Origin of the sequence: Pseudomonas sp. NPDC089392 (assembly GCF_044749595.1) — a bacterium.
In the GTDB taxonomy this organism is placed as follows: domain Bacteria; phylum Pseudomonadota; class Gammaproteobacteria; order Pseudomonadales; family Pseudomonadaceae; genus Aquipseudomonas.
The window spans coordinates 1-22,533 of sequence record NZ_JBIVIF010000046.1; the positions used below are offsets into that span (position 1 = coordinate 1).

General features: G+C 55.9%; 27 protein-coding genes. 23 read left to right on the forward strand and 4 right to left on the reverse strand.

The features are described from left to right. Positions 1-137: 137 nt before the first annotated feature. Positions 138-2,480 carry an autotransporter domain-containing protein gene (locus tag ACIP1G_RS26755; protein ID WP_181131274.1) on the reverse strand — a complete coding sequence of 781 codons (2,343 nt, stop codon included), beginning with the start codon at positions 2,478-2,480 and terminating at the stop codon, positions 138-140. Between the two features lie 217 nt (positions 2,481-2,697). Here ACIP1G_RS26755 and ACIP1G_RS26760 point away from each other — a divergent pair, with 217 nt between their 5' ends. From ACIP1G_RS26760 to ACIP1G_RS26815, 12 genes are all read left to right on the forward strand, one after another. Then, entirely contained in the window at positions 2,698-3,087 is a 390-nt protein-coding gene (locus tag ACIP1G_RS26760; RefSeq protein WP_060515420.1) for a hypothetical protein, read from the forward strand. 13 nt (positions 3,088-3,100) lie between these two features. Further along, positions 3,101-3,400: a hypothetical protein gene (locus ACIP1G_RS26765; protein ID WP_060515421.1), complete on the forward strand. Its 300-nt coding sequence runs from the start codon at positions 3,101-3,103 to the stop codon at positions 3,398-3,400. A gap of 105 nt (positions 3,401-3,505) precedes the next feature. Then, positions 3,506-4,360, forward strand: coding sequence for a hypothetical protein (locus ACIP1G_RS26770; protein ID WP_060515422.1), 855 nt, complete (start codon positions 3,506-3,508; stop codon positions 4,358-4,360). Positions 4,361-4,475: 115 nt separating this feature from the next. Next, positions 4,476-5,168, forward strand: a complete 693-nt coding sequence (locus ACIP1G_RS26775; RefSeq protein WP_181131275.1) for an N-6 DNA methylase — start codon at positions 4,476-4,478, stop codon at positions 5,166-5,168. Next, complete coding sequence (locus ACIP1G_RS26780) at positions 5,165-5,653, forward strand: hypothetical protein (RefSeq protein WP_181131276.1); 489 nt, start codon at positions 5,165-5,167, stop codon at positions 5,651-5,653. The genes ACIP1G_RS26775 and ACIP1G_RS26780 overlap by 4 nt, the downstream gene beginning before the upstream one ends. Positions 5,654-5,796: 143 nt before the next feature. Beyond that, the gene (locus ACIP1G_RS26785) at positions 5,797-6,426 is read left to right on the forward strand and encodes a hypothetical protein (protein ID WP_223843666.1); all 630 of its coding nucleotides are present in this window, start codon (positions 5,797-5,799) and stop codon (positions 6,424-6,426) included. 264 nt (positions 6,427-6,690) lie between these two features. Next, entirely contained in the window at positions 6,691-7,272 is a 582-nt protein-coding gene (locus tag ACIP1G_RS26790) for a hypothetical protein (RefSeq protein ID WP_181131277.1), read from the forward strand. A gap of 20 nt (positions 7,273-7,292) precedes the next feature. Continuing rightward, on the forward strand, positions 7,293-7,475 hold the full coding sequence (locus tag ACIP1G_RS26795) for a hypothetical protein (protein WP_181131278.1): 183 nt from the start codon (positions 7,293-7,295) through the stop codon (positions 7,473-7,475). A gap of 1,056 nt (positions 7,476-8,531) precedes the next feature. Then, the gene (locus ACIP1G_RS26800; protein ID WP_060515427.1) at positions 8,532-9,224 is read left to right on the forward strand and encodes a hypothetical protein; all 693 of its coding nucleotides are present in this window, start codon (positions 8,532-8,534) and stop codon (positions 9,222-9,224) included. 33 nt (positions 9,225-9,257) lie between these two features. Further along, entirely contained in the window at positions 9,258-9,665 is a 408-nt protein-coding gene (locus ACIP1G_RS26805) for a hypothetical protein (RefSeq protein WP_060515428.1), read from the forward strand. A 617-nt stretch (positions 9,666-10,282) separates the two neighbouring features. Then, positions 10,283-10,792, forward strand: a complete 510-nt coding sequence (locus ACIP1G_RS26810) for a hypothetical protein (RefSeq protein WP_181131279.1) — start codon at positions 10,283-10,285, stop codon at positions 10,790-10,792. Between the two features lie 84 nt (positions 10,793-10,876). Then, positions 10,877-11,671, forward strand: a complete 795-nt coding sequence (locus ACIP1G_RS26815) for a hypothetical protein (protein WP_181131280.1) — start codon at positions 10,877-10,879, stop codon at positions 11,669-11,671. 96 nt (positions 11,672-11,767) lie between these two features. Here the strand turns inward: ACIP1G_RS26815 and ACIP1G_RS26820 are convergent, their stop codons facing one another. After that, positions 11,768-12,343 (reverse strand): hypothetical protein, encoded by a 576-nt coding sequence (locus tag ACIP1G_RS26820; protein ID WP_181131281.1) that lies wholly within the window; start codon positions 12,341-12,343, stop codon positions 11,768-11,770. 127 nt (positions 12,344-12,470) lie between these two features. Between ACIP1G_RS26820 and ACIP1G_RS26825 the strand changes: the two genes are divergently transcribed. From ACIP1G_RS26825 to ACIP1G_RS26845, 5 genes are all read left to right on the forward strand, one after another. Further along, complete coding sequence (locus tag ACIP1G_RS26825; RefSeq protein ID WP_060515432.1) at positions 12,471-12,938, forward strand: hypothetical protein; 468 nt, start codon at positions 12,471-12,473, stop codon at positions 12,936-12,938. A gap of 185 nt (positions 12,939-13,123) precedes the next feature. After that, positions 13,124-13,531, forward strand: coding sequence for a hypothetical protein (locus ACIP1G_RS26830; protein ID WP_060515468.1), 408 nt, complete (start codon positions 13,124-13,126; stop codon positions 13,529-13,531). After that, the gene (locus ACIP1G_RS26835; protein ID WP_060515469.1) at positions 13,528-14,043 is read left to right on the forward strand and encodes a hypothetical protein; all 516 of its coding nucleotides are present in this window, start codon (positions 13,528-13,530) and stop codon (positions 14,041-14,043) included. The genes ACIP1G_RS26830 and ACIP1G_RS26835 overlap by 4 nt, the downstream gene beginning before the upstream one ends. Positions 14,044-14,101: 58 nt before the next feature. After that, a complete protein-coding gene (locus ACIP1G_RS26840) occupies positions 14,102-14,392 on the forward strand; it encodes a hypothetical protein (protein WP_060515470.1) in 291 nt (96 codons plus the stop codon). A 170-nt stretch (positions 14,393-14,562) separates the two neighbouring features. After that, the gene (locus tag ACIP1G_RS26845) at positions 14,563-15,222 is read left to right on the forward strand and encodes a hypothetical protein (RefSeq protein ID WP_060515471.1); all 660 of its coding nucleotides are present in this window, start codon (positions 14,563-14,565) and stop codon (positions 15,220-15,222) included. A 95-nt stretch (positions 15,223-15,317) separates the two neighbouring features. Here ACIP1G_RS26845 and ACIP1G_RS26850 read toward each other — a convergent pair whose 3' ends face one another. Further along, positions 15,318-16,178: a hypothetical protein gene (locus ACIP1G_RS26850; protein ID WP_400742520.1), complete on the reverse strand. Its 861-nt coding sequence runs from the start codon at positions 16,176-16,178 to the stop codon at positions 15,318-15,320. A gap of 251 nt (positions 16,179-16,429) precedes the next feature. On the opposite strand from ACIP1G_RS26850, the gene ACIP1G_RS26855 reads away from it, so the two are divergent. The 6 genes from ACIP1G_RS26855 (at position 16,430) to ACIP1G_RS26880 (ending at position 21,637) form a co-directional block, all read left to right on the forward strand. Beyond that, complete coding sequence (locus ACIP1G_RS26855) at positions 16,430-17,488, forward strand: tyrosine-type recombinase/integrase (protein ID WP_181131283.1); 1,059 nt, start codon at positions 16,430-16,432, stop codon at positions 17,486-17,488. A gap of 1,174 nt (positions 17,489-18,662) precedes the next feature. Then, positions 18,663-20,153, forward strand: coding sequence for a hypothetical protein (locus ACIP1G_RS26860; RefSeq protein WP_181131284.1), 1,491 nt, complete (start codon positions 18,663-18,665; stop codon positions 20,151-20,153). A 299-nt stretch (positions 20,154-20,452) separates the two neighbouring features. Continuing rightward, on the forward strand, positions 20,453-20,716 hold the full coding sequence (locus ACIP1G_RS26865) for a hypothetical protein (RefSeq protein WP_181131285.1): 264 nt from the start codon (positions 20,453-20,455) through the stop codon (positions 20,714-20,716). A gap of 11 nt (positions 20,717-20,727) precedes the next feature. Further along, positions 20,728-20,976 carry a hypothetical protein gene (locus ACIP1G_RS26870; protein ID WP_060515501.1) on the forward strand — a complete coding sequence of 83 codons (249 nt, stop codon included), beginning with the start codon at positions 20,728-20,730 and terminating at the stop codon, positions 20,974-20,976. Positions 20,977-21,114: 138 nt separating this feature from the next. Further along, positions 21,115-21,339: a hypothetical protein gene (locus ACIP1G_RS26875; protein ID WP_060515476.1), complete on the forward strand. Its 225-nt coding sequence runs from the start codon at positions 21,115-21,117 to the stop codon at positions 21,337-21,339. 34 nt (positions 21,340-21,373) lie between these two features. After that, a complete protein-coding gene (locus tag ACIP1G_RS26880) occupies positions 21,374-21,637 on the forward strand; it encodes a hypothetical protein (RefSeq protein ID WP_060515477.1) in 264 nt (87 codons plus the stop codon). A gap of 78 nt (positions 21,638-21,715) precedes the next feature. On the opposite strand, the gene ACIP1G_RS26885 is transcribed toward ACIP1G_RS26880, so the two are convergent. Continuing rightward, complete coding sequence (locus ACIP1G_RS26885; RefSeq protein ID WP_181131286.1) at positions 21,716-22,444, reverse strand: hypothetical protein; 729 nt, start codon at positions 22,442-22,444, stop codon at positions 21,716-21,718. Positions 22,445-22,533 lie beyond the last annotated feature (89 nt).

The window sequence follows — 22,533 nt, forward strand, 5'->3', positions numbered from 1 at the left end:
TGTAGAGGACTTTCACCTCCAAGTCACCCGCTTGGCCACCACAGCCAAGCGGGTTGCGCTTACGCGCAACGCGCCATGCCTGGCGCACACAAAAACGCCCCACTGGGGAGTGGGGCGCTTGGTGAATCAGTTTCCGATTAGAAACCGACCGACAGGGACAACGTCGCGACGTCCGAGGCAACGGCTTTGTCGCTGCCGAAGCGGTGGCCGTAGGTGATGCCCACGCGGGAGGCCTTGAACGGGCCGGCAACCTGCAGCCCTACGCCCACTTCGTTCCAGCGCTCAGTGGTGTCCTGCTTCATGTCGAAGCGCGACACGCCCATCACCTCACCGGTCAGATCGTCTTGCGAGTTGTTCAGGCGGCTGACGTGCTTGATGTTGGCCGAGACGATGGCCTTGTTTGCCAGGTTCATGCTGGCGTTCAGGCCCGCGGTACCGTAGATATTCTCCTCGGTACGCTTATCGAAGTGCGCCGGGAAGGAACCACTGGTCTCGGTGTAGCTGTCCAGCTTGGTGTTGAGGTAGTCCAAGCCCAGGAAAGGCATCACCGCGATGTTGTCTTGCAGGATGAATACGTAACCGACCTGGCCCGATACAGCACGCTGGCTGACATCGGCCTTGCCTTTCGATTCGACGTCGCCGGCACCCGTTTTGTAGGAGCGCTTGATGGTGGCATCGCCTTCGGAAACAGCCACGGCGCCCCGGGCGAATACGCCTTCGCGAAGACGGTTACCGTACTCGACGAAAGCACCGATCGTGTTGGTATCACCCTCGACGCGGTCATCGTTTATCTTGAGCGAGGTGTTCGGGCCTTGGTAGCCGATGCCGGCAACCAAGTCAGGAGTCAGTCGATATGCAGCGGTAACGCCGCCGTACACGTTGTCACCCTGGACCGTGCCCGAGTGGTGAGTCATCTGGCTGCTGACGCTGACACAGATGCCGCTGGTGTCGAATGTCGAGCAGGACAGTTGGTCCTGGACGAAGCCTTGCAGCTGATTCTGCATAGCTTGCGCGTACAGGGTCGCATTCTGCAACGAGTCACCGAGGTCCAGCAAACCGATCACGCCAGTCGGTGGAGTAGTGACGTCAGCGCCACCCGCGCCAGTGCCAGTTCCGCCGGTACCACCAGTACCCGTGTCAGTGCCCCCAGTGCCACCGGTACCCGAATCGGTTTCGGTACCACCGGCGCTGGTGCCCGTGCCTGCATCGCTACCGCCAGTAGAAGTGTCCCCTGCATTGGAGGAGCCTCCGGTGCTTGGCGGCGTTGGGTCAGTAACTGGCGGGGTGACGACGGGAGGGGTTACCTCTGGAGTGGTCTCTTCAGGCGGAGTGGTTACGACTGGTGGGGTAGTGACCACAGGTTCAGAGATCGGGCCATAGGAACGCGCTACGAACGGCTGCGAGCGGCCGTTCAGGAAGCCCAGGCCGAAGACGGTGTTGCCATCAGCGGACACCGAGGTGGCGGTGTTCAGGGTGTTGTTGGCCAGCAGTGTGTAAGACGGGTCGTTGTCCTGCAGCCACTCAACCAGCGATTGCATGCCAGTCTCTGCTGTCCAACGGAACCCGGAGAGGACGCTGCCAGTGGTATCCGCGACACCGACGACCACGGCGCCATTGGCAGAGACGCCTTCAGCCTTGGACAGGGTACCGTCGGCCAGCAAGCCCAAGCCCTTCATGCCAGACAGCTCGGACCAGATCATAGCTTCGCTCAGGGCGAGCGAAGAGTCACTCGCACCGACGATGTAAGTGCCATCGGCACTGGTCGCCGTGGCGATGGATTGAGTACCTCCCTCCAAGGTGCCGAGGCTCTCGGCGCTACCGCCGCCCACCCAACGAGTGGCGATATCACCATTGCCTGCGCCGTTCTGCGCGTACCCCACGACCACATTGCCGTCAGCACTGATGCCCATGGCGTAGCTGTAGGTGCCGTCGTTCAGGTAGCCCAACTGAGTCACAGCGCCAGCCAGGTCCCAGGTCACTGCCGATCGGTTGCCGGTCAGGCCATCGTCGGCGGAGCCCGCGATGACGCTGCCATCAGCCGAAACAGCGCGAGCTTCGGCCTCGGCCCCACCGTTCAGGAAGTCCAGCTTGTGAATGCCGGCGCTGTTCCAGTACACGGCGGTTTCGTTGTCCGTGAGGCTGTCTACGGAGCTACCGACGATGACGTCAGCTTCATTCGATACCGCGTATGCAGCGGCGTTGGTGCCGAGATTGGCCAGCAACTGCTTACCGCCCAGCAAGGTCCACTTGAAGGCCTCGGTGGTGTCGGTGCTCGGGTTGTATTGGGCGCCAACCAGGGTGGAACCATCACCCGAGCCGCCGATGTGCGGATCGTAGGTGGTATCGGAGGAGCCAAGCGTTGGCGCGTAGACATCAATGCCGGCGTAAGCGGCATGCGCAGTGCCTGCGTTCATGGCCAGTGCGATGGAGGCGACAAGCAGGGAGAGACGTGGCTTGAAGGGGGTTGCATTGTTGTGCATGGGCTGTTTCGTCCTGACCTTGTTAGGTGATATCAATTGGATGGCCGGATAATACTGTCAGGATTCAATACAAAGCAAATGGAATCTTATACGCACGTGTTATTTATTGGTTTGCACTCGCTCTGCGGTGATCGAGCATTAGGTTTGCATTCCTATGTAGCGCATCTCCCATGACCAGGTCTTCGCAAGAGACCGTCATTCCCTGAGGAGAAACCTCATGCTTCAAATCCCTAAAGCGCTGCTCGAAAAACGAATCACCAAAGAAACCCTTCACCGCTCGGGCAAGCGCTTGCTCAAAGAGATCGCCGGCCGCCTGAAGCTTCCAGAATCAAGCTACGAAATTCGTTCGTGCAAAGGCGGAAACGCAGTCATGGGGGAGGTGATCCTGCACAGCGATCATCTCTATCTGATGGTTCATCTCGGTTTCGATCGAGTGCTCAAAGTGCTCTATCGATCCTGTGAGGGCCGGAAGGACTATGCCGGCGGAATGAACCGTTTTGAGACTGTCTCTGAATTGGCCAGCACCACTGCGGCTGAGCGGTTCCTCGCAAAGCTGGACTCCCTCAATGAGTTCGGCAAGCACCAGCACATTCACCAGGCCGCTTAATCGAGAGGTTCGTATGTCTTCAGTTCTGAAGGAATTCCCGGAAGCCTTTGCCACCCGCATCAACAAGATCCTGGAAATGCCGGATCCGGTTCCTGGGAATCGCGAGAATGGGTTTTTCGCTGGATACGGCTGCCGCTGGTGCCATTTTTCTAACGCTTGGCACACGGTTTTGCCGTTTGAGATGCAGCCGGTGGCTGAAACTGTGGCGAGCATGTTCCGCAACGCTGGTCTGCAGGACGTGACAATCACGCTTGAAGGCGGCGTGACGCAGGCAGAAGGAGGCAAGGGTTACCAGGTCTCTGCTCGAATCTAAACCGCTGTACCGCCGCTCCTTATGGGGCGGTTTTTTTTCGCCTGTCGTTACAGCTGGCTGTGCTTCATCTCAGACCAAGATGACTACCCAAAGAGGCGCAGCACCATGGACGTAATTGCAAGCAACGCAGCTGGTACCCAAGAAATGGTCATGACCGAGGTCCTGCCGAATGGCGAGACGCTCATGCGGCCGTATTCACCGTCGGAGATGGCTTTCATGTTCAACGACGTGGAGATTCGCAACCCCTACTTTTCGCCGTGCGGAACAACAGTTGTTGACCCCATACAGGCGTATGGCTTCGAGGTTTATCACACCGGAAGCGGTTGCATGGCTTTGCGGAAGGAGTTCTGCAACGGTCAGTACCTGCTTCTTTCGATCGAGGTGTCCATCGCTGAACCTGAGGAGTGGGATGAGTGCACATTGGGCCTGTATGACGCCGATGGCGATGAGAAAGCCTACTGTGAGCTCAGGGATGTTCCCTATGCACATGTCGACCTGACTGGACATCTCGATGCCCCGGTGCGCTTGTTGTGCCCGTGCTGTGGTGCTCGAACCACCGGTCGGCAGTGGGGCAATCAAGATGCTGGTCACGGTCTGTGCAGTGATTGCATCGAGAAAGTGCTGGCCAAGATGACGGCAGAAGAGTTTTCCAAACGCTACGGGCACCAAGGAGTTCACTTCGGTCTGTCGCAGTGCGCTCCCTCTGTTCAGTTGCTCGATGATCTCGCTCAAAAGAAACTGCTGGAGCAAGAAGAGCCGGATCAGCAGGCAGTGGACTCGAACGCTCTCAAGGACCGGTACCGTTCATGGGCGCTGGACAACATCGCCAATGATGATCTGCAGGTCAATGAAGATGCCCAGGTAACGCTGTGTGAAGATGGCGCATTTGTCGCAACCTGGACATGGGTGCCGCGAGATTCCATTCCGGACGTTGCTGATCCGGAAGAGTCCGCTGACTAACGCTACGCAACCGCTCCCTCACCGGAGCGGTTTTTTTATGCCCGGGCGCCGGCCGGAGTTGTAGGTCGCTGTGATGCATCCCAATCCATACGACTAACCTCTCTGGAGATTGCCCATGGCAAGCAAACTAGCACGCGCGGTACCACCCACCATCAAGCCACTGGCAGAAGCATTGTGTGATGGCCACCGGTATCCACCGGCGGAGATGTTTCGTTTTTTCCTCGGGGCAGTGATGGAGCTTTGGGGCTTTCAGCCTTGGTATCCAATTCCTGATGATGCACGCGGAAAAATAGGACGAGTCATCACGCTGTACGATCAGGCGGTGGCCAATGAAGAACCGTTCAAGGACATTTTAGGCCCACTCTACGAAGAGCTGGCCAGCCATGGCGGCAAGCAAATGCTGGGGCAGTTCTTCACGCCCTGGTCGCTCGCCAGCATGATGGTTAGGATGAGCGATACCGACATCGACGCGCCTCGCGCCGGTGATCTCAAAGCGTACTCCGATCCGGCATGTGGCAGTGGGGTTATGCTGTTGGCAAAAGCAAACCACCTACTTGAGACGAAAGGGCCTGATGAGCTGCAGCAATGGCTCTTTCACGCGTGCGACATCGATGCAATCTGCGCACGTATGGTTGCAATTCAGCTGGCCGCGAATTGTGCCATTCATAGAGTCGAAATCGGGGAGATCATAGTGCTCCTTGGTGATACGCTCAGCACGGAACCCAAGCAGCAGATCTTGCACGCAACCTCTCCTACGCGAATGCGTTCACGTCAAATATCAATTCCGAAACTTGAGGTCGCCTCATGAAACGCTATTACGCGATCGCCGCGGCTCTAGCCTTTCAGGTGCTTCCGCATGCGGCAAGCGCTTCGGAGGCTTCAGATGCGGTTCAGTCGGTTGCCGCCTCAAAAATGTCCACCGTAGCTCGCATCAACGGCGCCACACGGCCGGTCATCTACGTGGGTAAATTTGAAGGCTGCGACTCAGTCTCGATTCAAAATGCCCCTGGGCGCTTTGAGCACTTCCGTGTATGCAGTAACCAGGTCAGTGCTCGCAACACAGTTTCACCCAGTTGGACTGAAGACGATGGCGCCGGGGATGTTCTCCGCGCAGTGGTCGATAATGCGGTTCTATTCGGTGCTTCATCGCAAGTGGACCCCAATGGTTACCTGATCGCAGCACGTGCTCTGGGGCCTTCCCAGCGCTCGTGCACCAATGTTGAGGTCATCTTGAGTTACGAAGGTGACCTGGTCGACAGGGCATTGAAGAGCATCTGCTTTCACCGCCGTTAACCCCATCAAACCCCGTCCTTGAGACGGGGTTTTCTTTTGGGCGTCATTCAAGCGGCCGAAGATATGGGCTTCAGTCCGTAGCGCCGATTCATGTTGGCTGTGACGCATCTCGCTTTACTAGACCAACACCTGAGGGTACCGCTATGCATTCGTCCGTAACCACCAAGAGCTACACCGTCGAAACCCGTGCCACCAATGGCGCAGAAGGCACACCGGATTATGCTTCCTTCAACATCGATTTGGCTGCAGCACAGGGCATCATGAACCTGGCTCGCCTAGTCAGAGAGAATGGGCTGCACAAGGTCGAAACGTTCGACAGCACTGCGTCATTCCATCAGTACGCCCCGGGCACGGAGGAGGCGGAGGAAATTGAAGCTGAAAACGATGTGCTACTGAAGGCCTGCTGCCTGAATGTGGACTCGACCAGCTTCTGGTTTTCGGGATTCGTCAGAAACACCGACGTCGAGGTTGTTAGCGCACGCCAGCCGATCGCCGAACTGGAAAGCCACTTCCGCTTGGCTGGAGGCACCGAAGAGGTTGAAGTTGATGGGGAACGACAGTATCTCGTTACTTGGAGTGCTGATGTTGAGGTTGAGGGGGATCACCATGCGGCAGCCCAGGCTGTCGCGGACCGGTATTTCCGCAGCCACATTGCCGCCGGTGAGCAGGACAGCGCGTGCACCTTCGTGGTGACCGCAAAATCCGATCAAAAGCCAGTAGAGATCGATCTCTCGGCTTGCCACTCCGATGACGAAGTCACGGAGTCGGCATGACTGCTGTACTTCAGCCTTTAGCGCCAGCATGATGCTCGCGTCAAACGCTGCACATGACCCGGTCAATAGACCGGGTTTTTTCGCCCGGGCCCCAGCGCATTTGTCCCAGGCCCTCCGTATCCTAACGCTACACCCAACCCGGCCATGTGCCGGGTTTTTTTATGGTGCCCCGGGCGCTGTGCCCGATCCGACAAAATTGGTGAGTTTCGCGGTTCATGTGACTCATCCCCTTGGACTTGATCAACGTTCTAAGGGGACACACTCATGCTCGCAACACTTGAACTGACTGATGGAATGATGGTGATGGTCCAGGCTGGTCGCCAGGGGCTGACCGGCATCCGGTGGTCGACCCCATTCGTTGACCGCCTGAACATCGAGACAGACCGTGAGGGTGCCACCTCTGGGCTTTCACTGAAGCACACCAGCTTCGCTGAGTTCGATCCGCGCTATCACCGTGATGGGCGGAATCAGTTTGTCGCGCAGGATCACGCGCTCCGGATCGTGAGCGGCAGACTTGAAGAACACCAGCAACGCTTCGACACCACGGTCGACAAGCTCGTAGCTGCGGGCACTTTGAAACGTAGTGAATTCCCTGCATTTGGGAATCTGCTCACGGCGATGACCGCCCTGGCAGCCTCAGAAGAGGTCTGCTTCGATCGGTTTATCGACTTTCACAGATACCGTCGGTTCTCCGACTTCCTGTGTGATTGGCAGGCGGAGAAAGCGAAAGCTGCTGGTGAGAGAGCATTGGAGCTCGCCCACCAAAAGCCGGCCCTCGAAATCGCATTCAGCACCCTTGTTGAGTTCGGGATTTTTGGTGAGACGAAACCAGCTGGTCGACTGTGACCGCGAAGGGGGATCAAAAAATGTCGCCTTACCAAGAGCAGAAGGTTGCTGAACTGAAACGCTTGGGCTGGTCTGAAGTCGGAAAACGCCATCTGCCAGGCCCCGGCCGGACACCAGCGAAGCAGGTGTATGAGCTGTCATGTCTGCAGGGAAAACTTCAGGTCTTCGTCTACCCGGCGGAACTGTTCTACCAGACCGCTTAACGCTATACCCACGCCCGACCTAGTCGGGCTTTTTTTGCCCGCGGCCAAGCTGCTTGCGTGGTGATCGATGTGCGCCATCTCCACGCACTAGGTCAAAAATCACAGGAGCAACCCCAATGATCACCGCAAGAACGCAGCAGTCATCCCGACCGAAAGCACATGCCCTGTTCAAGTTGAATTTCTGTCTACGAATGGCAAAGGAAAACTCGCTCTCCGCTCGCACAGAACCGCACCGCTATAGGCCCGAATACCGCCGTATGAGGAGGGAGTCGATGCAGGATGCCCGTTACTGGCGTGCCCTATGTAGCCGCTTAGATACCTGTTCAGAAGCTTGATCGCAATCACAGACAATGCCCAGGGGGCCACCATGCTGCAAACCCTTACTGCTGCCCACGGGGCTTCGGTGATCCCAACAGGATTCCACCTAGCACGTGTCGTAGGTGTGAAACCGAAGTTCAAATCTGTCCCTGACATGCGTGAGGTCGTGTTCTACCAATGCTTCCTCTCCGAATGCCATGGAGCCAACGGTCTTGAGCCTTGCGAGTACTTGGCAGAGAGAGACGTTATCTGTTGAGTGCAGCGAAATACATGGTCAATACCGGCCTTTCCACGTGCCCAGTGATCCAAGAGCTGGTGAGGTCCGAGACCGAGGTCAAGTATCTGCCGGCTTAGGCTGGATCATCTCCAAACGCAGCACAGACCCGACCCTAGTGGTCGGGTTTTTCATTAGTGAAAAGGTGGGGCAGGTCAGGTTGCTCACTGGATTGCAATTCGGATATTATTTTGAGGTTCGACCGTTTCAGTACGCGCATGCCAGATGAGCCTCTCAGCTCATTTAGCCTAAGAAAGCCGCCCATTCTCAGGCGGCTTTTTTTGTGCCTGCGATTTAGCCTTGTTCGGCCATATTGCTAGGGGTTGCGAAGCCCACACCGACGTTCTAGGGTTGCAGTGATGAAGCGAGGCCGAACCTGGCAGATGAATGCATAGCCGCAGATCTGGCGGTGCAGAACCCCATCCACCACAAGCTTTGCAATCAACTGTTTCAGAGGACGAACGATGTTTGATGCAGCCCACTATCACGTGAAAGCCACAGAGCTGTTGACCGCCTTCGGCGTCCACCAAGGTGCACTGAGCACGTGGTCGCTGAGTGATGTGGGAACGGCCAGTCACGGCTATATCCACCACTCGCAGAAGCCCGCAGCCCTCGCAGCATATGCTGCGGTCAACCCTACCTTCGCAGCCGGGCGCTTTCCTGGATATACGTTGGTGGACCTGGTCGACAAGATCCCGAGCCTGGACTATGCGGAATATGCTGCCCTGGCGATCGTGTGCGGGGCTGAGCTGCCTTCGTTCAAGGGGTCAGATGATCGAGCACGCATTTTCGGCGACGCGGTCTGGGCTATCGTTGATAAATACCAGCTGCATGGGTGCTTTGAACGCCACAACAAGCCGTTCCAGGCTGTTGGCGATCATTACAGCCTCCGCCCTCAGGGCTGTGATTGGGCGAGGGGCCACGCGGAGATCCCGGAAAAGCTCACCGCCATGCGCAAGGCGTACCGGGCAATGAGTCCCCTCCAGCAGGTTATGACTTTGACAGTTATGCACCTGTACAACCAGGGTAAGGACAAGCTGTTCCTCACCGGCGGTTGCCCAACGAAGATCCACGCCGCCGAGGCTCTGACCATTCTGCGCGACAACTCGGCTCTCGCTGACTGGGGCCACCTGGTGTCGCACTACGCCGGTTGGTAATCGGCGATCCCACACCCTTCAGGACGTTTACAGATGACCGAATCACCTTTCGCCACCTTCCGCTCAGTGCTGGTCGACAGCGACTATGCGGCTGCGGTTTTTCTGCAGTCGTTCGCGATGTCCATGTATGCCGGCGCTGCCTTCCCACTGGACGCTAGTGGCCTGCGTAATCTGGATGACCGGCACATGGTGATCTTCCAAATGATGTCGGCATCCTACCGTCGCCATGGTGAAGGCGATCCCGACTTCATGGACGTGTGCAAGGCGATCAAGGCCAAGCGCGCAGCTCACGCTCTCAGGGTCAAGGGTATGCTCGACGAGCTCTTGAACAGCGATCCAGACCAGTACGACGGCGGCCGACATGAGCATGCTAGAACCGTGAGTGCCTACGAGCGTGAGCATCAGCTGAACATTGAACGTCGCTGGTACGTACCTTCGTAAATCGTACCCGGCCAGCCTTACTGGGATGCATCCGTGGAAACAGAAAGGCCACCTCTGCTTTACGCTCGGGTGGCCTTTTTACATCTCAACACTGGACGGGCGTTTAGACCGCATCACAGTGGTCACGCATGAATCCCCACACAGCCGACAAAAGCCGGTAGAGAGTCCAGACGTGGCTCAGAAAATTCAGCATACGCTTCATAATCGTTGACCTCCGTTTCAGGAAGGCCAATCTTCCAACGCCTAACCGGCACTTCAGCGCTTTCAGAACGCACGTGGTGCATTCCAGAAGAGGCCCTGGTGGCCCTTCGAATGCAGCAAGCCGGCACGGTCTAAACACCGTGTCGAAAGGTGTATCTCATCCTCGGAACATCGAGATTCTCGGTAACCGAGCAGAGGACATATCACCAAAAGGGCCTCTTGAAATGCAGGTCCACACGCAAGCTGGCGCATCATACCTGTGCCGGGTTCAGAAAGCCTGAAAAAAATTCAAACTGTCGTGAAAATGATCTCCGCCTGCGGTCATCTCCAGCCGGCAGCTTTCCACAGTCGTGTGACGCATTCCTGCGGTACCAGGTCTTCGCAACACCTGGCTTACCTTTCAGGAGAGTCATGCAATGCACACCCAAACCGTAAATGCCGTAGCACAGTTGGACACCATTGACGATTTCAACCAGTCGAAGCTCCCTATTGACCGTGAGTCGATTCGCTCGCGACGTCTCTTGCGCTTGATCGAGCTGGTGGAGGTCCTTCGCGTCCCGGACAACGATCGCACCATCTGGCAAATGCTGCTTGATGCCGGTGCAAACCCCGATTTCATCCTGTTGCGTGACTGCGACGATGATTCTCGGCTTGCCCGCCGCCCGGCGCTGCAGGTGAATGTAAACACGAGTAAGCTGCATGGCTTTCTGGTGATCACCCACAACGCCGACGATACGGGCTACAAGCTCCTGCTCCAGGACAAGGGCCATTCGGTGCCTGTCAAAACGGTCGACAACGTCATCGTGCGCAAACTTGCCGCCACGCTCGTTGAGCTGATCGATGACGGCACCAAGCGTGTCGAAATCCCTTCACAGGGCCTGTCTACCAACGCTGTCATCGCCGGGGACTACCTGCTCAGTTCTTGAACGCTACACCTGACCCACCGTTCGCGGTGGGTTTTTTATTGGGTCCTGCAAAGCATTCCCTCAGACCAAGAAGAGGGTATACAGATGACCACCACCGTACAGTTCAACCACAGCTACAAGCCTCACGGCCGCATTGTGTTTCGCCTAACCGGAGGAGGGGAGACGGCACTTGCCGGCGTGCTGCACTTTGACCCTGCCTTTGAAATCGCCGAGGGAGCCAGTTACCTGGCGCGAATCGGCGCCGGTGGGTTTGAGGTGTTCGATGCTGTTGTCGACACTGATCTACCTGCGGACCTGGCGCCCTACAATATCGATTACCACCTGCGCGCTTGCATCTGGCGGAAGCCTCTTGTCGACGGCTCCCTGATGGTGAGATTCATCCGTCAGTGGGCTGGCTGCCAGAGCTGGGTGGTCTATGGTTGCGCACCAACGTCACCGATCAGCGCGGTTGCTTATTCGGCGACTGGCCATGCTTGGTTCGATGTTACAGGGCTCGAACTCTCGCCCATCGCTGCACCGGCAGAAGAGGCGGGCCTAACCATGGCACAACTGACGACCATTCCCCCGGTATGGCCCGATTCGGATGGCGTACATCACGCGCTTTGCGCTATCCCTTTAAGCTGGCGCCCAGACTACCTGGCGTACTCGAAACTGCAGGTCGCCCTCGGCCGTGGGGAATTGAGTCGAGAGGAGTTCAAGGCACATGTGCTCAACCACGAGCGGCTGAGGCACCTATGGTCGAATCCTGGTGATGATTACTTAAATTACCTGGTGCACCTCGATGACCTGGGCGGCGTCCAGGTGGTTGAGCCGTACAACTGCCAGCAATTGCTTGAACGCGAGGAGCGGAGCCGTATGGCAATGCTCGCTGCACGCTGAAGGAAACGCTACCGACCGGCCCTTGAGGCCGGTTTTTTTTCGGCCAAAAAAAACCGCTGACCTAGGTGGCCAGCGGTGGGGTATTGCGTTGGTACCTCATGCAGCAAGATTGCGCGTCTGGAAAGTCACGTTGTCCATACAGGCAAACAAGCTTTGCGCTCTCTGTTGGAAAAGGCACAGGGCGATTTGCTTGAAGTCAGTCTCTTCATCCCTGCTCGGTGTTGATTCGAAGGAGAAGCTGACGGTACCGCCGTATTGGCCTCGGTTGTACAACACCTCGATGTCAACCAGCGCAACGAGGCGGCCGCCTCGTTTGATGTGCCGTCCCTCGAACTTGTATTGCTGGTGCCGTAACAGGTCACGCCCCATCTCCACGGAGATAGGTTTAATCGTCGCAGCGCCATCCTTCAGCAGGGTGATTTCGAAAACCTGCAGTGCCTCCTTCATGTCGAGCGCGCATTCCACAAACTCAGTGAGCTTGGGATGCAGGCCGAGTGAAGCCAGGTGTGTGCCGTTTTCGCGGATGACCCAAACGTATCGACCGCCGACCGTCCCAGTTTTGGTGAGATGGAGCAGGTCAAACTGGTAAAAGTCTTGTTTGTATCCCCGCAGAAGGCAGTCATCAGCCTCAACGATGGCACGCATTTGCTCGAAGGCTTGTTGGAATTGCATAGGGTCTCTCCTTGAAAGGCTTTTCATGATGCAAGGAGATGTCCCACAGGCATGTAGAAAGGGGTTTGTAGGGCTGTGTGCAGCATCTCCTGAGGTCAGTTAAACAACCAACTACCTGGTGCCTCTCATGAGCCTGAACGATCCAAAAATCTCCCTGCAAGCTGTGGTCAAGCTTCTCAGCGCCGTCAACGCGCATGCCCGAGACCTCAACGACAAGGAATTGCCTCCCGATGGGGATAGCTACAACGAGCTCTTGCACCTGGTCACTGATCAGTTGAATGAGATTTTGGCCGCTGCCCAGGGCCTCACCGTTGATCCTGCACCTTACACAGCGAGCGCTGTAGCTAAAGCGACTCAGGTGTGTGGCTCTCCTGTTGCCATCGTGTTGGATGCCATAGTCGGTCGGCTCTCCTTAGGCAATCTCCGGTCAATTCTCCAGGCCTCTGAGTGCTGCTCTCAAGAGCAGCTCAACGGTAACGCAAACTCGCAGCAAATCGCTGGAAAGGCGCTCTCTGCTGCTATTTTGCGGGGCGTCGATTCGATGGTCGCAAGTGATCGTCAACACCTTGAGCTACTGCTGACGCCGCAAGCGTGAGCAGGTAACCCCATAGCCCGGCATTTGCCGGGTTTTTTTTCGCCCGCAGGATGAGCGTGCTTCACTGCAGGCCACAGTTATCTCTAATCGACTTATGTTTACGTGTTAAGTATCGATATTATTTAGAATGCATGGTTCAATTGGTGCACACACAATGGTGCCGGAGCCTTAGGGAGGGACCCAGCATGTGCAATCGGAATTTGATTGAAGAATGGTCGTGGGATGGATCATCGATCGAGGGCATCAAACGCTTCGCTGCCGAGCTCGGAATCGGCCTGCTGGAATTCGTCGAGTCATTCTTTTGCGACGGATGGCCCGAGACAGTTCCAGAGCCATACCGCGGGGTCGCCAAAGGGCCGATCAGTCGAGATCTTACTCAAAGTGAAAATAGCCTGGCAGGCCACCAAAACTACACCCACATCCTGGCAATCGACCTTGCCGGCGCTGCGCTCGTGATGGATACCACGGGCTGCCTGTACACCGATGGGGAAACGCAAACCCTAGTCGAGCGCTCGGCAGCAGACGCGCTGGCCAGGGTGGACGAGTACCGTCTCGGATGGTCTGCACATCGCCCGGAGGTGCGCGAAGCATGAACTATTTGGAGCGTGCAGCGGACGACGCAGGCTATCCCAACCTCGACTTCGAAGATATGTATCAGAAGGGCCTTGCGTGCTTTCAGTGGGGCCTACCAAGGCCTTTGGTTCGCCAGGCATTCAGGCATGCATGTGCAGGGTGGACTGAGCGAAACCGCCCGGTCTTGATGTGGCATGTCCGTGCATTCGTATATGGGTTGTCCGGCCGCTGTGACGGCGGAATTCGGAAGCGCCTGGGGCCGGCGGGCTACCAATGGCCAATCCCCCCTGATCCGTCCTGGGAGCTTGTGGTGTGCGCCTATCCCGACGGCACCTGTGAGCTTGACCTGGTTCATCCAGTGAGCGGCCGATTCTGGTCCGAGGACAACGGTTTTTTCGAACTCCCCACCGAGAAACGCACGTTGATGAACCCTGTGTGGTTCAAGTCCATGGGTTTTGACGTAATGCACATGCAGCCGGCGCTGCAGGTCCGTATAGGCGACCCTAAAAGACCCCATCTGAAGCTGGTGTGATGTAGGGACCAGAGGACCTAATCGCATCCCTGTTCCATTGACCTAGGAGATAACCGCTATGACCGATCAAGTGATGCACATTTTCGCGCCCGAGCAGTCCAAGATCACCCCGTTCATTACCAAAGTTGAGATGCTATTGGGCGGGATACCTCAGGTGATGTTCCCTGACGGCACCCTGCAGTTCGCAGATCAGGACCAGCGGCCAGTGATTCTATTCTCGCCGCGGTTACCCGAGCCTGAGCTGGAAGAGTTCTGCCGCCTCAACATCAAGATTTACGAGCAGCATTACCAGCAGCACAAGGAAGCCATCGACAATTTTGAGACCCGGCCTATCACGCAGTTTTGGTGATGCCCAGACCGTTGCCAGGCGGGTGGGCTAACCCAGCGGGCCAACTCGCCGTTGCAGCACTCGATCTGCCCGGGCCGGCCCCAGGCCTATGATCCCCGATCGCGCCATTGCCCGGATTTACCGCTCTGTGTTGCACATCTCCGGTTATACAGCCAACAGGAGATTTTCCAATGCAACATTTTCAAAAAGCCGCAGTGGACCGCACCGATCGTCAAGCGATGATCAGCTTCCTGGCTGGTCATTATCGCTATGACACAATGAACTCTTGGAACCGCGTCACCAGTTACGCTCACTGCGTGAAGATTCATGCCCTTGGCCTGGATCGGGAGCAGACAGAGAAGGCCTTTGAGCTGCTCAATGTCGACTACTGGGATGACTTGTCTCTGGTGATCGAGGACTTCGTCGTGGAAATGAATGGCGAGTTCACCATCAGCAGTAATGGACGTTCGAGCGGGTATCTGGTGCTCATGAAGAGCCACTGGGAGTCCACCGGCTATCAGTCCTACTGCCGAAGCTGCTCTCAACGCAATTACCAAGGCTGTTCCGAAGGTGACAACCGCTGCGGTCGCTGTGGCGCCGAAGGTCATGCAGGTCGTTTAAACTTCCAGCATCCACCCAAAACGCTTCGTGTCTCTGGCCAGGCGTTGGACCAGGATGAAGACTTCAACGAATGGTCTCTGGACCAACTCGCGAACCGCGTGGAGGTCGTCGAGGCATTTGACAATGCTTGTGACAATATCCGCTCAACCTTCATCGACATGCTGAGCCTAAACGTCGTCGAAGAAACAGTGCTCATTCCGCAGAAGCGCTATGTGCTGAAATCGGCATAGCCCACACAAACGCTCCATCCGCCGCTGGTCTTCGGACTGGCGGTTTTCTTTTGCCCAAAGAAAAGCCCCGACACAAGGTCGGGGCGGGTAGAGCGTTATACCCCCTCGGCATCAGCCTCAGGGTCTGCGATCAGTCGCAGCAAATCAGCGACAGGCAGAGAGCAGAGCTCGCGCATGTCGTCGTTCGTGTCTTCCAGTCGTTGACGCAGGCCCTGGAGCAACTCGTGGAGCTGCTTTTTCTCCAGAAGGTTGACCGCCATGACCAAGACTCGCCATACCAGCTCGGATTCTTCATCCAGAGTGTCGGTGCGTTTGCGAAGATCCGCGAAGAAATCGAGGATCTCACCGCTGTCCAGGTGGTCGTAGACGCAATCCGGACTCCAGGTGACCTCGGTACCGTAATCAGCCGCGAGCGCAGCCGTGACCTGGTCACGCAGTTGCGGCATCGAGGCCCAGTCCCATACGCCGAGTTGCGCGGCTTTGTTGAGTGTTTCCTGGACGGTGTTCAGCGTTGCAAGCATCTGCGGGAACAGCAACCGTCGGACTGACTTCGAACCTTCCCAGACAGCTACCTGCAGGGCATTTTGCATGGGCTTGGTTGGCAAGTGCCGGCGGCGATTAGCTTCCAGCAACAGTTCACGGAGCAAGGCATCGAGCTCGTTCGGCGTGCTGCAGTCGGGTTTGATTGTTGTCGTCTGCAGTAATTGCAGCGTCACCTCGCGGCCGTGAATATCCAGGCAGTGGAACGTGTCGTCGACCCAGTGACCAGCCGACAGTGCCTCAGCAGTGATCATCGTCTCGCAGTTGCTCGACCACAACAGGCGAAGCAGGGTGATGGTGGAATCCGTTTGCTCGACCTCCGCAGTGCAGCGCGTGGTAAGCCCGGGCAGCGTCAGCTGCACGTGGGAGGCGCTGTGCAGCAGGTTGATGAAGCTGATGAGCGATACGTTGTTCATGGCGAACTCCTGAAAGTAGTTGAACTTGCCCTCAGGGATGCCACACACGCACGAATACCCCCTCCCTTGTTCTGTGCTCTTGAAGCCGCCGGTCCCTCTCGGCCCGCAGTGCCGGCGCCAGGCACACCCCATTCTGTCAGTGAAAAAACCAGGCGAGTACAAATGTTCTCCACTACACTTCATCGACATGCAATTAACAGTCAGAGCAGGCCGACCTAGCTCCCGTCCATCCTGTACCTCCGGAGTCGCCCATGAGCGCTACTGAAGACCTCTTCAAACCTGATAGTCCTTCTTGGAATGAACGGCCCAAGGAGACATTCGACCACTGGATCAGCCAGCAGGCGGGGCGGGGCACCTCAGTCCGGATTCGAGTGTCATCTGCAGAGGTCTACCGTGCACAGTGGGGCCGGTTTGTCGACTGGATTGAGCAAAAGAGCATTAAATTAGACGAAGTGGATGCAAGCGATATTTCAGACTTCCTCGATAGCCTAACCCCTGAGATCGAGAAGAACGAAAAGCGAGTGAACAATAGGCCGCAGCGCGACCGGTACCGCAAACTCATACAACGGGTGTTGGCCGACCTGTTCAAGGAAAAGGAAGAGCCAGGCTTCCTCAACCCGGCGGCGCAGGCGTTGAGGGCTGAAGGGGTCAAATGGAAGGATGTCGACGGCAACCTGCCTACGAGCTTTCTGCGGCCCCAGGAAGCCGAGCTGCTGGCCAATCACCTGGTGGCGCCGCTGACGGCGCAGAACGAGCGGGGGCGCTGGCGCGAAGCCCGCGATCGGGCGATGGTGGGTCTGTGTGTGGGGGCTGGGCTCAAGGTGCAGGACATCGTCGGCCTGACTGTTAATTGCATCACCCCGCAAGCCGCCCCATGGATCATCATTTCCTATGCGGATTCGAAGTTCGAGCACCGGACCAAGCCGTTTGACTACGCCGCCCGGGCGCTGGCCACCTGGTTGCACATCCGCCATCAGGCCGGTACCGAGGGCGACCTGGTGTTCCCGAGCGACATCACGCCGGTGGTCAAGAACGGTCGCAAAATCACCTCGATCAACCCGTCGACGGTGAACCGCATCACCGAGGCCGTGATCGTCGAATCCGGGGTGAAGGCCATTCGCGATCCTGAGCATCGAGCTAGCCCGCAGACCCTACGTAATACCTTTGCGGCTGAGTTGTTCGAAAGAGGTGAAACGCCGGCCCTGGTGGCGGAATGGATGGGCTTTGCACAGCCCGTATCCGCCGAGCGGCTTTATGAGTCCTGGAAACTGTGGCGGCAGTCCACCAAAGGCACAGAACAAGGGGAGTGATCTGTAGTTGGGTAGAGGCGTGATCACCTCCGCCCTCTGCGGACTCTTGTTTAGCGAACCCATGCACTGCGTAAGAAACGCGCATGATTCACGAACGCCAGAAACCACAAGGCCCACTACGAAGTAGCGGGCCTTGTGGTCGCAAGTTCAACCTTTCGGTTGATTTTCCCAGCCTTTCAGGAGATTGGGTAGGTTGAGGCTTGATCGCCTGCATGGGCCCTATTAGACACCGATTCCGCTGGCGATGCAACATGGATCTATAAAATTCTTCAGACCATCGCTTGCGCCCCCTAAAATGGCGGAAATTAGCCGCTTCTAGAGGATTAGGCATCCTTATACACTGCTTTAAAACCCTCTAATCAGCACTATAAATACTCACAGTATCGGAATGGGCAAAGGCAACCCATGCATTCAGAAGCACGAGGCGTATAGGTACGCGTTCCAGGCGCGACTTCTGCCTTAACCCAATAGGGACAACGATGGCCACCATACTCTCACACGAACAGCAGCAGCGCCGGGAAGATAACGAGCTCAGCATGCAGCCTATCAACCGAGCCAAGCCTCCAACCGTGCGGGCTATGATTTTGATCGGTTCAAAACATCCTCGGTCCAGCCAGATTCACCCTATGCTGGCCGGCTGAACTGCTTCCAGTACTCGGCCTCCTCGATCGCGAGAGCCTGGCATGCAGGCGATAATCATGAGTTCCTGATCTTTCGCTTATCAGCCACCTGAATTCCCCTAGTGGCTAATCCGCGGGAGGTACCGAGGACAACGAGGGGTGGGGGATAATAGCCACGCCCGATCAATGGCTCGAACGGGTCGAGGTACTCTGTAGGCTGCAGTTGTCCCTGGTGCAGAATACGAAGTGCTGTAATCGACATAAGCTTGTTGGCCACGTCCATTTTCGGCTTCTATGCAGGCCATCACCATTGCTACCTCCCTGCCATCAGTTGTGAGTCTCACAAACAGAGACATCAGGTCGCCAAAATCGGCCGATGAGTTGGATTTCAAGCTTCGCTGCCATGGACAAAGGTTATCCGAATCAGCCTCGGTAGTCGTCTCGACAAGCAAGATAGTGGCAGTGCCCAGCGCCGAGGGATAGTGTAAAGTACTACGCAATATCGTGCTTAGTTTCTACGCTTTTTTCTGACGTCAAATAATCAGGGAAGACTGATGTATCACCATTACAAGCCACTTCGTAATTTTGTTGCCAAGCTTGACCGTACTGCAGCCCTTCTACAAATATGTCGGTTTTTTCAGAATATCCAATATGGGGAATCTATTCCTCTGCACTTTTCACGCATTCATCCAAAGGGCAAGTGTTCTATAAAGGGTGTAGTATTTCCTTGGGAGCTCGATATCCTTGCGCGTGAGGTGATCTTGAACTCTGGAGTGGGTGCTACAAAAAACCTTTTTGACTTAAGAGATTTTGTTTCCGCCATCGAGAAAGTCAGGAAGCTGCAAGATCAACAGGTGCACGGCCGCCTTGAAAAGATGATCTTCCAAGAAGTGCATCGGATCATTCAGCAACAGTTCCCCTGGCAGGCCCACACTGTCGAATTGCGGCTTGCTCGATACTTTAGGATTTACAGAGCGCCTGAGGTTGAAGCCCTTTTGGAGAAGGAGACTGGCCTCACTATCAAGAAATTCTATCTCCTAGGTATGGCGACAGCCGGTGCGTTCATCTCAAAAAATTCATATGATCTGAATACTGATTTTACACAGCTCGGAGTTTCTGATCAGCAACGGGATTCATTTTTCAACTTGATTGTGATGGATTTTCAGCCCCTCCGAGAGCGGACCAAGTCAGTTCAAGAATACAATGAGAACTGGTCGTACACTATCAACCCTTTGCAAAGTACACCTTTGGTTCGTGTTTTTCCAGAGGCCCCTAATATTGTAATTTGCCCGGTTCCTCATTTTATCTTGTCGAGAGTGTCGGAAGGCTTATTTTTTGACTTGGGAAGAATTGAGGGGTTTGAGAATCCATACGGGGCGGCGGTTGAACGATATGTTGGTGAAATAAGTGCTGAGCTTATAACAACGGGCAATCTATCAATTCGAGCGGGAGAGGAGTATTTCGTTAAAAAGACTAAGAAGGATGGGGTGGACTGGTATGTGTACGATGGATCGGCGGCTATGCTTATTGAGTGTAAATCGAAGCGCCTTGGACTTCCAGCTCGTTACCAGCTAGAGGAGGGCGCTCTAGAGAAAGAGGTTAATCATCTGGCAAAATTCGTCGTTCAGAACTACAAGAATTTGGCGGATGTAGTTAGTGAGTATACGCCATGGAAGCCAGAGGGTCGGAAACTCTACCCGGTTGTATTGACTCTCTCAAACTGGTATCTCTTTGGCCCATCCATCTTCCAGAAACTTGAAGACGCTATTCTTAATCTCCTAGACAAGGCTGGTCTTGAAAAGAGCATGGTAGATCAGTACCCATACACAATCATGTCGATTGAGGAGTATGAGATCGCAATTCAGGTCATTAGTCAGGTTGGCTTGACGGAGTTTTTTGAAGAGCGATCAAAAAGCGAGCATAAAGGGTGGATGGTTTCCCCATTCATGGATTCCAAATATCCAGATGTAGTCGCTAATGCTCGCTTTGATTATTTGCGGTCTGAACTAGACTTCATGATCGATGATATTGAACCTGCGGTTTGAGGTATCAGGCTCTGCCTCGGAGTGTGCGCGAGCAGGGCCGAATTCCTGAGGATTTATCGGATTCAACAAAAAACTCCGCATGGCTACCGCACCAAGTGTACAACCATGGCTGACCAACCAAAGTAGAGAAACCAGCACACATTGGAGCTGAGCTCTGTCCTGTCGGCCTATCACCGGAGCAGAGCTCGCACACTCGCATCAGCACCCCTACCTCAAACCGAGCCCAGCTTTATTGCTCGATGCTCACCATCTCCTGGGACCAGGTCATCGCAAGACCTGTTTCATTCAGGAGATTCAGCATGTCCAAGCAAATCCAAGCAACTCAAACTGCAGTTCTGGTCGATGACCGTGAACAAGGTACGATCCTCGCCTCACTTCGCCACTATCAGGAGTTCCTTCGAAGCGGCGAGTCAGCAACTCCGGGCTTGCTTGATATCGCAAGCAATTCCGGACAGCTCACCCCTCTGTCCATCCAAGAGATCGAAGGGCTCTGCGAGAAAGTAAATTTCGGCTCGACCGTTAAGGAACTCGAATCGTTCGTCGCCAACACCAAAGCTAAGTGAAGGGTGGCGGTATGCATCCCATCATCGAAGCCTCGCGACTGATGAAAGACGCGCAGATCACCCGTAAAGCAGCGGTGCATGCCAATGGTGGCACCATTTTCCTCTGGGAGCTTTCAACAGGAGGCACCATTGAGACCATCCGCTCAGCGCATGGCTTCAGTTCAACCGCGTTGAAGGCCATCCCCTTCATCGAACGCGTCAATTACTACAGCGCCATGCGCGGTACCAAGGTAACTGGTAGCTACCAGCTGCAAGCTTAGAAACGCTCCATCCAACCCGGCCACGCGCCGGGTTTTTCATGTGGATTTATAGGCCCATGAGGGACATCCCCAAAGGCAAGTTCAACGCCAGATGGCGACTCAAGTGCCTCGGCACACCTCACATGAATGGAGCAGGCGATGGCCACTCTCACCGCAGTTATAGCAAGGAAGAAAATTGAAGATCACCTGATGAAAGGGGCGGGCATCTACGCCTACCACCCGAAGCTGGGCGGGCGCTACTTCGATGCACGTGTGTCTGGCGAAACGCTGGAGGTCTGGGACGGTTACAGCTGGTTCGAAGTGCCTCGTGACACGAAGTTCAACAACGGCAATGGATCTGCGGGTGACCTGTTCACTTATTGATCTGCCAGCAATAAACGCCTTTCAGGAGATACACATGAGCACCCGCACCCCTGTCGCAAAACTGGGCAAGACCGTCATCGCCGCCACAATCGAGCTGAAGGTGGGCCGAAGCGCTTACCAAATTGACGTACCTGCTGGCACCACATGCTGTTTCCTCGTAGGAGGTAGCAATGGAGGACGTTGGGTCGTTGAGGATCTGTCATTCCTCAATCCGAACTCATCGGTGTACCACGATGCCGACCACTACGGGATTCCTATCCCGGAAAGCAACGTAATGGAGAATGCAGGCCGGACATGAGCCGTTTGGATTCTTGCGAGCGAACCAGCTCTGCATAACTGCTTCACCATCCCTCGGACCATTGGTTCGAGGGATTTTTTATGCCGCCGGCTGCACCAGAGTTCTGGCTGACGAATGCAGTATTGCACCCGACGTCGACATCTCGGCGCCTTCGCGCTCGATCGCTCCCGCAGTAGATACCTCAGCCGTTAGCGGCAGCTGGCAATCACCGCACACCAGGTTGAACTGGTCGCCGCCGAGCACAGATTTGTTGCAGCCAGCACATGTGTATTTCGTTCTGGCCCAGGCTTTTTTGTTCGCGCTTCGGAGGCCAGCACCAGCAGGCCCGGCCGCACCCGCCAGATTGATATTCAGCCCTTGATCGTGAAGCTCGCGGATGAGGAGACTCAGGCCCCCGCCTTCGAGAAGGTAGTGCGACACCTTCTGCCCAGTCACTCGGCCACCAGGCATACCGGTACTGGACGGTTGCAGACCGATCTCGACCATTTTCTCGGCCCAGACCTGGTCGTGGTAGGACCGCCGCGGGGGCGGTCCGGAGTGCTGGCGGTACTGATGACAGGCCTGATGCGCCAGCGATTCGATCATCTTGCTGCTCGAAAGGTGCGCCCCGATGGCGATTTGGTCCAGGGCCGGGCAGAGCTCCCCGCTCGGAAGAGCGCCAGGCCGGTAATGGCCTTCAGATCCATGGCGTGTCGAAAATCCGATTTCACAGCCAGGCAATGCCCCGGAAAAGAAACGCTCGTTGATGGCGTGATAGGCGTGCTGCAGTTGCTGCAACGGGTGAGATGGCGGCTTTGCGGTATCCATAACTCTCTTTTAATACTCGCTGCGTATAGTCACGCGTTGTCGGTATTGCTAGTATATGATCACACGTACACATAATTCTACCGATGCCA